This window comes from Sporosarcina sp. YIM B06819 (assembly GCF_033485175.1).
In the GTDB taxonomy this organism is placed as follows: domain Bacteria; phylum Bacillota; class Bacilli; order Bacillales_A; family Planococcaceae; genus Sporosarcina.
Map to the genome: position 1 here is coordinate 1 of NZ_JAWLIQ010000008.1, position 14551 is coordinate 14551.

Consider the following 14551-nt stretch of genomic DNA (forward strand, 5'->3'; position numbering starts at 1 on the left):
TCCCTCGCTACGCTCAGTCCAGGGTCTTCAGCCCGTGCTGTTCCCGCAGGAGTCGCCGCCTTACGCTCCAATCAACGAAAGTGGAACTTCATATTTAAGAATATTGAAATTCATATACGAAATTTATCCATACAATGGTTAATGGCAACACGGTACATCCATCTGGCAAAAGAATCGGTCCTATCATATTTCCCAAGTTGCTCATACACTTTAATAAAGGCTTCCTGCACTAAATCCTGAGCATCATGTGGATTTTTTGTCATCCGCAAAATTGTTGCAAATAAAGGATTCTAATATTTATTAATCAGATGTGCGTAGGCTTGCTTATTCCCTGCAAGCACTTCTTGAACCCATAGATTATCCTCTTGCATCATTTACCTCCTCACTCAAACGACCATGCGCATGTCTCGTTTTGGACTTTCACTCAGTATAACGGGTTAGACTTTTCATTCGTTTCACTTTTAGATGAAATAAAAAATCCCACTCGACTGGATATGCAACCAGTGAGTGAGATTTCTTCAATTATACTTTGCTAGTATAATACGCATTTAAATCATTATAATATTTATTCAAAGAAGAAGTGGACACTTCAAACCACTCTGCAATTTCCTTAATCGTTAATTGTAAGGGCTCAAATAAGCCATTTTCCTGACCAAAACGAATGGCACCTGCTGCAATCGCTACCTCTTTACGAGCGTTTGGTTGCTGTTCCACCAAATAATCTTCAAGTACTTCTACTAACTTATCAGTTTGTCGCTCATTTTTCTCTAAAAAATCGACGGCTTCGAGCAGGACACCTGCTTCAAAATTGGTGAATTCTCCTCCACCATAGCCATCTTCTCCAAGTAGCTGCCAAAATGCGATACCATTTTCTTTTAAAAATGTTGAAACGGGCTGTTGTTGCGCTTCAAACTGCTTCGCAAACTGCCCAAACACTTGTTGATGATCTGTCGGGAAGAATAGTAAACTTGATACTGCTAAATAATGATTGTCCTTCGTTGTTCCATCTGGCAAGATGAAGCAATAGAGATGCACTCCTACTGGGACTGGTTTTTCACTTTCACGTCTTAACTGTATTGTTTCATCTTCGAAAATACTCTTCACAGATAAATAAGCATCGTCTACTGCAACAACTTCTCCGATGAAAGCACGTGGGTTGTTCCATGTCTCCAATACCCGTAGTACAGATGGACGAATAATTTTCTTACGTTGCTTATCCAAATAGCTTGTCCAAATCTCCGGTTTATGATGGAAAAAGAATTCATCCACTGCAATTGCTTCAATCATTTCTTCTATTAAATAGCTCTGTAACGATTCCTTCCACTTGTTCGCAACTTGCAGGTAATCCCCTATGTCACGTCTTTCAGGATACTCTTCATAGAAAGCTTGCAAAATGCGTTCTAATTCTTCTACCTGCACTGCTTCTATTGAAAATGCCGCTTTCGATTCACAGCATTTTTTATACTTCTTGCCACTGCCACATAGGCATGGCTCATTACGTCCTATCATATAAACACGTCCTTTAATCATTAACTCTATATGATTATACATGATTACTAATGGGTTAGACATGTTTTTCAGTCGCCTTAAACAGTCATAATATTCATCATTTTGCTTTATCAAAAGATAATACGACAAAAAAACTCTTTCTACGACTATGTATCGTAGAAAGAGCATTTTTAAGGCATGAAAGGTGGCTCTTAGTCCCTAGGTACAAATGTTTTACAATCTGTTTCTTCACTACTCGTTGCCTTTTTACCTTTTTGGCTGACGACATAAATGGATTTCGCACTGCATTTGTCCCCAGCACTCCAAAACTTACAGTTATTCACTTCACATAGGATTTCTTGAGCCATCGTGTCACACCTCCTTTTTGTTAGCATGAACAAAATCGGAGAGAATGATACTTTTTTTCTGAACAATACCTAATATTAACCAACAACTTCACCTTCACGTCGAAAGAAACCAAACACGCCAACTGTTTGCACAATGTTTGTAAAAGCCGTTGGATCGATTTCCTTAATAATCGTTTCCAAATCATATAACTCATAACGTGTAATCACCAAATACAGCATGTTCTTATCTTCCTTTGAATAAGCACCTTTTGCCGGAAGAATCGTAATACCTCGTACCATTTTTTGATGAATGGCTTGTTGCAATTCATCCACCTTACTTGTCACAATCATGGCTGTCACTTTTTCATGACGTGTATGAATCATATCAATGACGACCGTTGTGACGTACAACGTCAACATCGTATACAACGCATTTTCCGGCTCATAGACAATACCCGCCAACACGATAATCACACCGTTTAACAGTAAAAAGTACATACCAATTGGTTTATCGCGCAAACGTGATAACACCATCGCTACAATATCCATGCCACCAGTCGAAGCACCCAACTTTAACGATAACCCAACACCGACTCCAGCAATCACACCGCCAAATACGGCATTTAAAATAATATCATCTGACACAGATAATACCGGTAGTAGCTCCATAAAAGCTGTCGTAAAAATAACCGAAACGATACTATAAATGGTAAATCCTTTGCCTACTTTGAACCATCCTAATATAAAGACCGGAATATTGAACAGTAACAATAAAACCCCTGTACTAATACGGATATCCATAAAATCTTCAAACACACTAGACGTCAGCTGTGCCGCGCCGGCAAATCCACTCGCATAGACATTGGCATTGATCAAAAAGAAGTTAAGTGAGACGGCTACTAAAAAAGAGCCAAAAATAACAATAATAATCCGTTTTGCTTCAATAAAAAACATAAGTACCTCCATTTCGTGTGAATAAAACAACATTTTCGATGAACTAAACAATGCCTCGCCTACACTAGGCAACGTTTCTGATAAGTTAAACAACACTTGGCCCAAGCTACACAACGATTCCTGCATTTACGCAGATGTTCAACCTATTCACTACACCCATTATAACAATATTCCCCAAAATAAAGAAGATATCTTACCCGCCAGTCAATCCCACGGGAAAGTATCTTCTCCATTTTCTCATGCCATTTTCAACAAAGCCTGTTCTCCAGTCATTCCTACATGAATACCTAGCCGCTCCGCTTCCAGTGTAATTGACTCCATTGGCGCTTGTAGCAGTTGCTCAATTGTCTTGACCCCAACTGCTCGCCCTGCAATTATTTTTCGATCCTGTAACTGCGTGTTCAGTAGCCCTACATCTAACGCACCACACATAATATAGCCATTATCATTAGATACTGTTAACAACGTCGTTTTCGGTAAACATACTGTCACCGCCGTAAATGTATGACCTTCAATGTCAATAGATGTCGATGTAATCATCTTACCCGCCCCTTTCCTTTCTATACATATGGAAGGGGCTCGTAAGATGTTCATCTGTTACAGGCGCATATCAAATAAGCGTACACTTTTTACTTCATTAACCCCTTTCAATATCCGTGTCATCCACCAGAGGCTTTATCCTCGACTTTTATTAGGAGACACCAAAGCATATCTTTCCCATCTTCTACTTTTCCATCGGAAATACATTATAACCGCACGCGTCCATTCATCCGCCGCAATGGCTAACCAAACACCGACGAGTCCCATATCAAATACGAACACCAATAAATACCCCAGTGGCAAACTCATCGCGACCATTGAAAAAGCACCAATGATTACTGGATATTTAGCATCTCCAGCTGCACGTAACGAAGAAATGACGATAATATTAATCGTCCGCCCAGTTTCTAGCAAAATACTTAGCAATAAAACGGTTGCCCCTATTTTAATAATGTCTGCATTATCTGTAAATAAGCCCATTAATGGATAGCGGAATAAAATAACGAGCGTAACCATTGATACTGTGAATACCAATGCCCATTTAACGCTAAACCAAACACTTGTATACGCCTGATCTTTTTCATTGCCACCGACAAAGCGACCGACAATAATGGCCGTTCCCATGCCAATCGCAATGGCGAATAAATACGTAAACATCGAGATATTCACAGCGTATTGCCTCGCTGCTAAGGATTCCGCCCCTAAATACGTCACATAATACAAAAAGACAATTTGACAGCCTTGGTACATCACTTGCTCAAACGCAGATGGAATACCAATCTGTAATATTTTCCGAATGTATTCTTTCGATAATGTAATATAATAGCGCCACTCCACACGGTACTCCATTACGCGATACAATAACCAGAAAAACACAAGCAATGCCAAGAACCGGCTAACAACAGAAGATATCGCCGCCCCCTGCACACCTAATTCTGGAAAACCAAACTTCCCGAAAATCAGTACATAGTTACCCACTACGTGAATAATATTCATACCCAATGACACAAACATCGTTTGCTTTGTAAAACCATGCACACGAATAATCGCTGACAATGAATTGATAATCGCTTGTAGGAAAATGGCTCCTCCAACAATGATTAAATACTTGGATGCATGTTCAAGTACATCCCCTTGTAAATTCATCGCTACCATCATATGCTTTGAAAATACGATGAAAATCAAACTCATAACAAGCCCAACAAGTAAGTTCAACGTAACTGCTAACGCTGAAATTTTGGAGGCTTCGAGATACCTTTTTGAGCCTATATATTGTGATACTACAATCGCTGCGCCATTCCCCACGACTTCAAGAATAAGTATCGCAATATGGACATACTGATTTGCCGCCCCCACACCAGACACCGCATCATCTGATAACGCACTCAACATGAATGTGTCCGCAATCCCCATTAACATAAACAGAAACACTTCTAAAAAAATTGGCCACGTCAGATGAAATAAATTCAACTGCTTGACAGGGCTATTCTTTGCCGTCATTTAAACGCCTTCTTTTCTGTATCCATTTTCAAACAAGACATAGTTTACCATAGATTCCGAATAAATCACTTTCTTTTTCTCAATAAAAAAAGCAGTACCCTTTCATTACGAAGGATACTGATTTCCCATTCCTAGTTTTTTTTCACAAGTCAACAGAATCAAACATTCTAACTCTAGGGAGACATAGCTATTAAATCCAGATTCCTTATGACTTTAACAATACCCCTGATATTATTTCCCCATGATCAGCTTTGGTTCCTTGATCAACAGATTGCAGTACGCTGACCGTTATTAAAGCCAATCGAAAATCGTTTTTTTCTAGTTCAGCCAAAATAACAACCGCCATTGTTAACATTTCCCTACTACACTTCTTTACCTGTTTTCGTAGTTTCAAAACTATCTTCCCTACACAAAATACAGTCCTTCCGTATGTGGCAATGGAATAGGGAAAATCGTTTGCAACGCCACGAATGCAGATCCCCCGTGTGGATCAAACAACAGCGCTACCAACTCGTCTACCCCCAGTGATATTTTCGACTCCTTATGATAACGAAAAATCACATGATCGTCCTCCAATGTTTCAACGGTGAGATTTTGAGCTACTATAGGATTTTTGTCGTATACATAAGGCATTAATTGATCAATCAGTCTTGCCGCATTCACAATATGAATGGTTCCAGCATTCTGGATTTCCTTATAGGGATACGCGCTTAGTTCTTCACGCAATTTTTCATGCCAGGGAATCGTTAATTCAATTTCTGACACAACATCATTTTCCAACAGATTCAGCAAAATTCCGTAGATAGCTTTAGAATCGCCACCCCATTCCGTTACAATCGCCTGTTCTTTTGTACTATTTTCAGTAGGCATCCCCATCACTACATACCCTTCTATCACACCATCCTGACTAGCCACATATAACGACTGTTTCATTTTGAAAATACTCGCAAAACCACTCGCCTCAAGGAGAACCTGCCATTCCCATATACTATTATCAAACCGGACTTGGGTTGCTCGTTTTATCCGATCGATTTGAAATAGATCTGCCGGTTGACCTCTTCGTATCTCCCCTACATATCCTGCTTTATTTACAGTCGATTTATTGATTAAATAAGAATAAGTTTTGCCGAAATGATAACATTGATTTCGCATATACATCCCACGGTCTCCAGAAACGAATAATAATGACGCGGCTGCATGATTGATATACCGATAGATTTCCTTCAAGATTTTTGTCGATATCCCTTGTTTCCGATACTCTTCATGCGTGCAAACCGCTCCGAGTGAATAAACAGTCAGCGAAGCTTCACCAATCTGAATGGTAGCAGGAACTAATCCCATAAAACTCACTAGCCTATCCCCATCAAAAGCACCAAAGGATTGCTGCAATTGTGGCGAGAAAACATGTGGAAACGCCTCGCCCATTGATGTATGTCCTTGCTCACGGAACGTATCATCGGCTAATTGGATTGCTTGTTCAAATTCGGCTGGCTTTAGTTGTCGGATTTCCATAAATCCTTCTCCTCACTTAACATTTTTTAAATACACGCCATATTTCTTCCACGGGTCAAAATCTAATTTTTTATAAAAGTCCACTAAAATCGTCCAATCAATAATGATCGCTTCAATATTGCGCTGTTGTAAATAAGCCATTGCCGCTTGAACAATCGCTAATCCATAGCCCTGCTTTTGTTCGTTCGCATCAATTCCTAATGGACCAATACCACCAACTTCCTCATTAAAAAGAGGACTCCAATAAACGTTTTGTGCAATGAATGGTGATTGGCTATCATTTATCCTACAAAACCCAATGATTTTATCGTTCTTTTTGATGACTACAAATTCACGGCCATTCCCATTCATCTCAAAATACTTCATAGTTTCATAGACCCATCTTCCTGGAAAACATCTTTCTAAAAACGAAATCAGGTCTGCCTGCTCTCCTTTTTTTAGTATTGAAAATGTAACTAAATCATCAACAGGTAAGTCATATTTTTTATTCAAATAATTTATTAAATCAAATGTGTCAATCCTCTTAACATAGCCATGCTTTTCTGCCCATTGTTGTACAGCCTGATATTGACCCGGTATGCCTGAGAAGTAGTGAAATGGATCTCCTGCCAATTGGATTTCCTCAATGCCATGAACTTTTAAACCAACTTCCGCACGGTCGTATAATGCCGTACCAATCCCTTTTCCACGATGGTCACTGTCCACTAACAGCACTTGAATCCATCCTCTTTTAAGGTCCATCTTCACGTCGATCGTTTCTTGCCAACGTTTTGCTACTACAAACCCAATCACCTGGTCATGTTCATCAACCGCCATATAAGAACTATCATAAGAAACGTTTAAATCATCAAAACTATTTTGTTTAAACAATTCTTCACGCATTGGGAATTCAGCGGCCAATTCTTTATTCCATAAATCCACTAACTCTGCTAGTCTATTACGATTCCAAGCAATGATGTTCATCTAATCCCCTCCTCATTCTTTCCCGAACGTTTCTGTCATTCGTTTAATCGGATCATCTACCTTATCTGCGCCCCATTCCACCACTTGATTAGCTTGTAAAAGCTCTTGCCTTAATTGTCCATAATCCACTTCTTGGACAGTTGTTTTATGCTTATAGGCAAGGGCTGCAGCCGTAGCTGCCGACTGACCTAATATCATAAATATCGGCTCCATTCGAATTGAACCATAAGCAATATGCGAGCTAGAAAGGCATACAGGGACAAGTAAATTGGTACATTCCTCAGTCTTCGGACGAATGGAACGATACGAAATTTCATAAGGACCGATTGGCACCTGAACATCTCCCTCATTCACGCATCTGCCATCGATGACAACGCGTCGACAGTTATGTGAATCCATATGGAATGAAGCTAAACCAATTGAATCATCCACAAAGGTCTGTTGCAGGCAATTGCGATCTGTCATGACATAATCAGAAATCATTCTTCTGCCTTCACGAATATACAACTGATGCGGCCAGTGTCCCGTTGTTTCAAACTCATCTTTCGGCAACCCCCAAGCAGCTACTTCCTCCCGTATCGCAACAGGAACCCGGGAATCATTCGCTAAAAAATACAGCATCCCAAGATCATACGTTAAGTGATCCTGGAAGATTTCCTCACGTCTTTCATAACTACCTTCAGGCCAATCATAATTCATCCCAATATTGTCTGTTGAGAACGCACCATAATTATTCAGATCAGATTTTCCGTTTGGCAGCATCGTATGGAGGTTCATTGCATCCCAAACACCAGCCTGAATATACCGGAGTAGTAGCTGATATCGCTCTGCATCATAACGGGGTGGCTGCGGAAAAGGAACACGATTCTCCGGATTTTTCGTCAAGCAAACCCGGAAATTATACGCTTGAATCCGATGATCCCCTTGTCCTTGATAGCCTAATTCCCCTGGATCATCCTCCGTAATTCCCGGTAATAGGCCACTCTCCGGCTGCCCTTGCATCACATAAGGATCGATCCACTTTTCAAATTTATGATGTGGCGCACCAAACTGGATACCATTATAAATTTCTTGATGCGTTGCGTTTGATTCCCGCCCAACAAAATAGCTAACCCCTGATTTCGCTAATAAATCACCTTCGTAGCTACAATCCATGAAAAACTGTCCTTGATAACGTTGCCCATCTTCCATGCCAATTTCAATGATCTTCCCATTCTCTTTGATAACCTCTGCTAAATGCTGGTTAAAATATACTGGAATATCATAGTCTTTCATCCATTTCTCAAACACATAGCGAGCTGCCTTCGGTTCAAATGTCCATTGCTTTTCTTTTTGGTAGTACTTCGCAATTTCTTGATAAAACTCTCGGGAAAGACCTCCAACCGCTTCTTCTGCACCAAGATCCGTCGCACCTAATCCACTTGCAGTCATCCCACCAATATGTTGACTGAACTCAACGATGGCAACAGTAAGACCCATTCTCGTCGCCTGAATAGCTGCTGTAATCCCAGCCGGCGTTCCCCCGTAAATAATAAGGTTTTTCTCAACAATTGCTGCATTGTCTACTTTTTCTGCTGGCACATAATAATGTAATTGACTAAAGTCCATCCTCAAAACCTCCTTTTAAAGTCCATTCACCTTTATATATTTCGGCCGTCTTTTTAAGATAATAAAAGTAAATCAACATCATTTCTTTTGTCGTAAATGCATGATAATTATAATTAGTTTGAATGACTAATAATGATTCAGTATCGGCCAAATTCCATGTAGAAAAACAATCATATACTTCACGTAAATAGGCTGGAATCATCAAATGATTCATTGGTTCATGAACTTTTTCCGGATCAACTACCCTAGCTGGAAATAGGGACGAATTCCATTTTGTATGTTGGGAAACCAGTTTCTCTAATTCTATAAGCATGTCACGGAATACAACTTTATCTTCATTGAACATTGCGAAATATTCTTCGACAACGACCTCATACTTTTCTCCCCAAGCAATTCGGGAATAAACGTAATTATTCAAATGGTGAATCCATTTCCACGGGTAGTCAGCCATTCGCACAGGTTGCTTTTGGTGTGTTGGCACAATTAAATTTAACACGCCATTGATAGCCAATTGTTTATAATCCTGCAAATCCTGCTGAATTCTCATAAGAAGTGGGGGGAATAACTCTGATAACATGAAATGATCACTATAATACTCCAAAACCGTTAACGATCTCCCTTGTTTTCGAGCCTGCTCGTTCCAGTCCCGCAATGCTTGATAAGCCCTCTCTTGTCGAGGTTCATTGGCATCAATTCCCGATGAGTAATCCCTTCCCCAATAAGCGTACAAAGCATCAACTTGATTAGACGCTTCCGTTTGATGCTCCCTTTCTAACATGTTCCAAGACAAACCGGCATTGTAGACAATATATTCTACTTCTACTTGTAGCCCTACTCCATTAAGCGCAAGCTTCAATTTTTCAGTAAAACGAATATAGGTCGGTAAAAATCCATGGGCGTTTTTCTCATCAATTCCGATATCTTCAGGCCACAACGAGATTCTAGTCACCACTTTGTTTTCCAAGCAAATTGCAACGATTTTATCAATGACTTTATCCTGAAGATATGTATTTTCAGCAAAAAACTTTAGTTTTTCGTCTCGCCCAAGCATGTTACCAGCCGATTCTTTTTGTATCTCTTTAAGCAAGTAACTTAAACTATGCCCGCCCAACGTGACATGAACACCTCGTTTTCGCAAGGCTGGAGTCACATACGACTTGATAGCATCCCATAAGAAAAACGTAAAGAAATACTCATTGTGTCCATTTTTAACTCCCCAATCAATAAGGGTTTGAATATAAACGGGATCATTAATTGTTTCAAGTATATTGCCACGCCTCGCAAACAATGGTTCGTAAATCGTTAACTCTTCTTTCGTCGTGGATATCGGTTTAACAATGGTCTCTTTGTCCAACTCAATCCAGCGATAGCCAAACTGCTGTCTACAATACCTGTACACGCCATAAAGAATCGAACGCGGCTCATTGCCAATAATCCACACATCATTGCCTACGCTAACGTATGAAAAACCATCATACTTTATTGTAATAGTGCTGTTCTTATTCCCGAGTGCACGATAGTCGTTTGCTCTAATTAGAATGATTCTCTGACGATTCTTACTAGGTTCAATGAATGTTGATTGACCACCAATCGTACTTTCGTATCCAGCTTCTCGCATAAGCCTTCTTAACTCTTCAACGGCAAACAATACGGTTTCGTGATTATCCCAATAAATAATGTTAGTTATGATGATCTACACCTTTCTTTTTTCAGCATTAAAAGGACACCACTAGTGCCCTTTTTGATTTCATTAACTCATTTAATACTACCTGCTGTCATTCCTTCTATAAATTTCTTTTGAGCAAAGAAAAATATGATTAATAAAGGTATTGTCGCTAATGTCGTTGCACTCATTAAATGATGCCATGCAGTACCCGTCTCATCAGTAAATAGGGATAATCCAATTGGCAATGTCATGAGTTCTCGCGAATTAATAAATATCAATGGATATAAAAATTCATCCCAATTCGCTAAAAATGTAAATATTGTCAATGTTGATAGAGCTGGGATGGATAACGGTAACATAATTCTCCAATAAATCTTAAACTTTGAGCAGCCATCCATTATTGCCGCCTCTTCTAATTCTTTAGGTATCATAATAAAAAACTGTCGCATTAAAAAGACACCAAAAGCACCAGAGGCACCAAATGTAGGTAATAAAATTAATGGAAGATGCGTGTTAATAAGCCCAATATCACGCATGAATAAAAATAATGGAATGATCGTCACTTCCGCAGGAATCATCAGGACACTTAATAACAACAGAAAAATTACATTTCTACCCATGAATTTAATTCTAGCAAAAGCATACCCAGCCATTGAAGAAAATAACAAGACCAATAGTGTAACTAATACTGCTATATAAATACTATTCCAATATTGTTTCAAAAAAGTTGAATTACCTAATACATCCGTATAATTGGCCCATCTAATCGGGTTAGGTAGAAATTGCGTGAAGGTTTTGGCAGGTTCCTTTAAAGAAGTAGCAATCATCCATAGTAACGGACCAATCATTAAGAATGTTATTAATAAAAGTGTAATATATTTAAATAGGTTTCTACCTTTATTCTTCATAGAAAACCCACCTCTTTCTAACAACCCAAGATAAAATGGTGAATCCTAGCAAAATAAAGAACAACACAAATGCTAACGCCGATGCATAGCCCATATCGAAATGCTTAAAGGCTGTTTCCCAAATGTAGTACACTAGCACCTTAGTACTATCAACTGGTCCACCACGAGTCATAACGTAGATTTGTCCAAATACTTTCATAGCACCAATTGTAGTAATAATCATCGTTAAAAATACTGTTGGTGTAATTAGTGGTAATGTTACGCTTCTAAACTTTCTAAAACTAGTTGCACCATCAAGCTCCGATGCTTCATATAATTCTACTGGGACTTGTTGCATCGCAGTTAAAAATAAAATCATGTTTAACCCAACATTTTTAAGAACACTTACAAAAATAACTACCGGTAAAGCAGTTGATACACTTAGCAGCCATGAAGGCCCTTCTATGCCTACCAAAGCTAACATTTGATTAATAAATCCTAATTCAGAGGCCAGCAAATACTTCCAAACAATTGACCAGACAATTAACGATGTTACTACCGGTACAAATATAGCTGTTCTAAATAAGCCAATCCCAAAGAACTTCTCCCTTAACAGGGATGCTAAAAACATTGCCAAAAGTATATTAAAAGGGACTAATCCTAAACTAAATAATAAAGTATTCACTAACGATTTAATAAATGTAGGATCTTGAATCAACGTTTCGTAATTCTTCATCCCCACAAAGGTTTCTTCTCCTAGTAGCGGCCAATCATTTAAACTAATAAAAAAAGCATATAATAATGGACCAAACATAAATATTGAAAATCCTATTAACATAGGTGAGACAAATAACCAGCCTGTTATATTGTCACTCCATTTAGAATTAAGCTTTTTTCCTTTACTGAAGTGTCCAACCATTTATCTCACCCTCATTAAACGTTCTTAATTTCCTTTTTAGTAAACCTTGAAACTGTTTCAAAAATAGATTCAACTGTATGACCAATTGTTACAGCGCCTAGCATAACTGCATTGATACCGATTTCCTGAAGAATTATTAAATCTTCTGGCACAATCTTTTTTTGCGAAGGAACTACAAGCGGCAACTTCGTTTTTTCTCGATAACTTTTATAAGAAATTAAATCTTCAAAGTTCAACGGTTTTCCATAGTCTTCTTTTTTTACAATCGATAGTTCAACTGCTTGTATATTAAATGACTCGATACCCCCTATCCATTCATGGCAAAACTTATCGTCGACTGCCACTGTACATTCCAGGTCACTCTGAAGTAGCATTTTCGAACCAATATCTTTTGCATACAGTGAGTAATAGTTAAAACCTAGCTCTTTTAACTTTGTTGTATTTGCAGTAAGTACCTTATCAATTTCATCACCTAGCACAATACCAATTGGCCCATTGAATGTTATCCTTACTTCTTTAAACATCTCTTCATAATCCTGAACATCTTTGAAATCATTTCCGCTAGCTCGGTGTGAAACATTAATATGAAACTTGAGCGCATCTGCCCCCGCATCGATAGCCGCCTGCGCTAAATCCATACGGTTTTCTGGAAGGCTCACAATGACGGACATTTTTTCACTACATAACAACTTCTTTAATGTTGCTTCCAATTTCAATACCCCCTTTATAAGATTAAAAGTAACGGATAAAAAACCGTTACTTTTAATCTGGTCTTGTTATTGTAATAAAGGCTTGATATCATTTTCCATTTGTTCAAGTATTGCAGCCGGGGATTCCATTTGTGCGTACAGCTTATCAATTCCTTTGATAATTTCACTTTCAATTTTTGTCCAGTCTTCATGTAACGGGTATGTGTAGCCATCATTCATCTGATCAATCATAGCCAGCTGAATAGATTCTCTAGATGGATTATTTGGGATGTTAATGAACTTATCAGATTCCAGCACACTTTTTCTTGCTGGAACAAAAAATTCTGACTGTGCTTGAATACCTACTTCACTCGCCAAAAATTTAAGTAACTTTTTTGCCTCTTCCGGATGTTTACTGCCCTCGAATGCAACAATGCCCGCTTGCCCTAGTAATGGAGCCCTCCCATTAGGCCCTTTTGGCAGTGGAGCAATATCCCATTCAAAGTCAGTGATTTGTCTTGCATTTGTCATATAACTATACATAGCGGAATACATACCAACTTTTCCGCCTTCATATTCAATATTCTCGCCTGGTGGTACATGTGATTTATCCTCGAACATCATACGATTTAGCATCTCAAATGTCTTAATTCCTTCTGGAGAATTCCACTTGAATTCTTTCATATCGTCAGAAAACATTGATCCACCATATGAGATTGTATGAGAAGGTAAGGTTGCGAAGTTAGTCCATTCCCTAAATAATCTTGCTCCATATGTTCGATTGGTTCCTTCACCAGCTGATAAAGCTTTAGCAGCTTCTTCAAATTGTTCCCATGTCCATTCACCCTTAAGTGCTAGTTCCGTCGGTGTTTCTAAACCAGCCTCTTCGAACATCGTTTTGTTGTAGTACAAAATCATCGGTGGTGTAGAAAATGGTAACCCCAAAAGTTTTCCATCATGTTTCCATAATTCCAGAGTGGAAGGGATAAAATCATCCATATCAAAGGCTGCATCCTCACCAAACTCTGAAAGATCACTCAAAATATTATTCTTTTTAAATTGGGATACCATTGCTTCTGAAACCCAACCTACATCCGGCAATTCATTTCCAGCGGCAAGTACGGACATCTTTTGCTGATAATCTGGAAACGGGATCAAATCAATCTTCACTTTAATGTTTGGGTTTTCCTCATAAAACCCTTTGATAACTTCCTCATACATTCCCGCGTGTTGATCATTTCCCCATATGGAGAACGTTAACTCGACGTCCCCTTTTTTATCAGTACTAGTTGCCCCTTCCCCCTTACTCTCGCCCGTTGAATCCTCGTTACTGCAGGCAGCAAGGAAAATCATTACCAGACTGAAAATCAACAATAAATACTTTTTCATAGCCTTCCCTCCCTTGTATTCTTATTACTATAATACTAATAATGAAAGCGCTTTATAATTAATCTATATTAAGAAAAGGTTTGTAATAT

Annotated in this window: 15 protein-coding genes; all 15 read right to left on the reverse strand. The window is 38.8% G+C overall.

Features of this window, described 5'->3' with window-relative positions; genetic code table 11:
- Positions 1 to 110 precede the first annotated feature (110 nt).
- Entirely contained in the window at positions 111 to 272 is a 162-nt protein-coding gene (locus R2B72_RS18625; protein WP_412177803.1) for an RNA polymerase sigma factor, read from the reverse strand.
- A gap of 250 nt (positions 273 to 522) precedes the next feature.
- Positions 523 to 1509 carry an SEC-C domain-containing protein gene (locus R2B72_RS06350; protein WP_318615563.1) on the reverse strand — a complete coding sequence of 329 codons (987 nt, stop codon included), beginning with the start codon at positions 1507 to 1509 and terminating at the stop codon, positions 523 to 525.
- Positions 1510 to 1700: 191 nt separating this feature from the next.
- Positions 1701 to 1856 carry a DUF1540 domain-containing protein gene (locus R2B72_RS06355; RefSeq protein WP_203247655.1) on the reverse strand — a complete coding sequence of 52 codons (156 nt, stop codon included), beginning with the start codon at positions 1854 to 1856 and terminating at the stop codon, positions 1701 to 1703.
- 75 nt (positions 1857 to 1931) lie between these two features.
- Positions 1932 to 2789 (reverse strand): YitT family protein, encoded by an 858-nt coding sequence (locus R2B72_RS06360; RefSeq protein ID WP_318615564.1) that lies wholly within the window; start codon positions 2787 to 2789, stop codon positions 1932 to 1934.
- A 237-nt stretch (positions 2790 to 3026) separates the two neighbouring features.
- Complete coding sequence (locus tag R2B72_RS06365; RefSeq protein ID WP_318615565.1) at positions 3027 to 3329, reverse strand: YunC family protein; 303 nt, start codon at positions 3327 to 3329, stop codon at positions 3027 to 3029.
- A 135-nt stretch (positions 3330 to 3464) separates the two neighbouring features.
- Positions 3465 to 4829, reverse strand: coding sequence for an MATE family efflux transporter (locus tag R2B72_RS06370; RefSeq protein ID WP_318615566.1), 1365 nt, complete (start codon positions 4827 to 4829; stop codon positions 3465 to 3467).
- A 205-nt stretch (positions 4830 to 5034) separates the two neighbouring features.
- A complete protein-coding gene (locus R2B72_RS06375; RefSeq protein ID WP_318615567.1) occupies positions 5035 to 5175 on the reverse strand; it encodes a hypothetical protein in 141 nt (46 codons plus the stop codon).
- Positions 5176 to 5234: 59 nt separating this feature from the next.
- Positions 5235 to 6341, reverse strand: a complete 1107-nt coding sequence (locus tag R2B72_RS06380) for a GNAT family N-acetyltransferase (RefSeq protein ID WP_318615568.1) — start codon at positions 6339 to 6341, stop codon at positions 5235 to 5237.
- Positions 6342 to 6353: 12 nt separating this feature from the next.
- Positions 6354 to 7304 (reverse strand): GNAT family N-acetyltransferase, encoded by a 951-nt coding sequence (locus R2B72_RS06385; protein WP_318615569.1) that lies wholly within the window; start codon positions 7302 to 7304, stop codon positions 6354 to 6356.
- A gap of 12 nt (positions 7305 to 7316) precedes the next feature.
- Entirely contained in the window at positions 7317 to 8912 is a 1596-nt protein-coding gene (locus tag R2B72_RS06390) for an FAD-dependent oxidoreductase (RefSeq protein WP_318615570.1), read from the reverse strand.
- Positions 8902 to 10530 carry a hypothetical protein gene (locus R2B72_RS06395; protein WP_318615572.1) on the reverse strand — a complete coding sequence of 543 codons (1629 nt, stop codon included), beginning with the start codon at positions 10528 to 10530 and terminating at the stop codon, positions 8902 to 8904. The genes R2B72_RS06390 and R2B72_RS06395 overlap by 11 nt, the downstream gene beginning before the upstream one ends.
- Before the next feature lie 137 nt (positions 10531 to 10667).
- Positions 10668 to 11486: a carbohydrate ABC transporter permease gene (locus R2B72_RS06400; protein ID WP_318615573.1), complete on the reverse strand. Its 819-nt coding sequence runs from the start codon at positions 11484 to 11486 to the stop codon at positions 10668 to 10670.
- A complete protein-coding gene (locus tag R2B72_RS06405) occupies positions 11476 to 12384 on the reverse strand; it encodes a sugar ABC transporter permease (RefSeq protein WP_318615574.1) in 909 nt (302 codons plus the stop codon). The genes R2B72_RS06400 and R2B72_RS06405 overlap by 11 nt, the downstream gene beginning before the upstream one ends.
- Positions 12385 to 12398: 14 nt before the next feature.
- Positions 12399 to 13094 carry a hypothetical protein gene (locus tag R2B72_RS06410; RefSeq protein WP_318615575.1) on the reverse strand — a complete coding sequence of 232 codons (696 nt, stop codon included), beginning with the start codon at positions 13092 to 13094 and terminating at the stop codon, positions 12399 to 12401.
- Between the two features lie 66 nt (positions 13095 to 13160).
- A complete protein-coding gene (locus R2B72_RS06415; RefSeq protein ID WP_318615576.1) occupies positions 13161 to 14462 on the reverse strand; it encodes an extracellular solute-binding protein in 1302 nt (433 codons plus the stop codon).
- Positions 14463 to 14551 lie beyond the last annotated feature (89 nt).

Coding starts and splice junctions, on each gene's coding strand:
- R2B72_RS06360 (WP_318615564.1), bottom strand. CDS start 2,789: ATGTTTTTTATTGAAGCAAAACGGATTATTATTGTTATTTTTGGCTCT.
- R2B72_RS06370 (WP_318615566.1), bottom strand. CDS start 4,829: ATGACGGCAAAGAATAGCCCTGTCAAGCAGTTGAATTTATTTCATCTG.
- R2B72_RS06405 (WP_318615574.1), bottom strand. CDS start 12,384: ATGGTTGGACACTTCAGTAAAGGAAAAAAGCTTAATTCTAAATGGAGT.
- R2B72_RS06355 (WP_203247655.1), bottom strand. CDS start 1,856: ATGGCTCAAGAAATCCTATGTGAAGTGAATAACTGTAAGTTTTGGAGT.
- R2B72_RS06365 (WP_318615565.1), bottom strand. CDS start 3,329: ATGATTACATCGACATCTATTGACATTGAAGGTCATACATTTACGGCG.
- R2B72_RS06380 (WP_318615568.1), bottom strand. CDS start 6,341: ATGGAAATCCGACAACTAAAGCCAGCCGAATTTGAACAAGCAATCCAA.
- R2B72_RS06415 (WP_318615576.1), bottom strand. CDS start 14,462: ATGAAAAAGTATTTATTGTTGATTTTCAGTCTGGTAATGATTTTCCTT.
- R2B72_RS06375 (WP_318615567.1), bottom strand. CDS start 5,175: ATGGCGGTTGTTATTTTGGCTGAACTAGAAAAAAACGATTTTCGATTG.
- R2B72_RS06385 (WP_318615569.1), bottom strand. CDS start 7,304: ATGAACATCATTGCTTGGAATCGTAATAGACTAGCAGAGTTAGTGGAT.
- R2B72_RS06395 (WP_318615572.1), bottom strand. CDS start 10,530: ATGCGAGAAGCTGGATACGAAAGTACGATTGGTGGTCAATCAACATTC.
- R2B72_RS06390 (WP_318615570.1), bottom strand. CDS start 8,912: ATGGACTTTAGTCAATTACATTATTATGTGCCAGCAGAAAAAGTAGAC.
- R2B72_RS06350 (WP_318615563.1), bottom strand. CDS start 1,509: ATGATAGGACGTAATGAGCCATGCCTATGTGGCAGTGGCAAGAAGTAT.
- R2B72_RS06400 (WP_318615573.1), bottom strand. CDS start 11,486: ATGAAGAATAAAGGTAGAAACCTATTTAAATATATTACACTTTTATTA.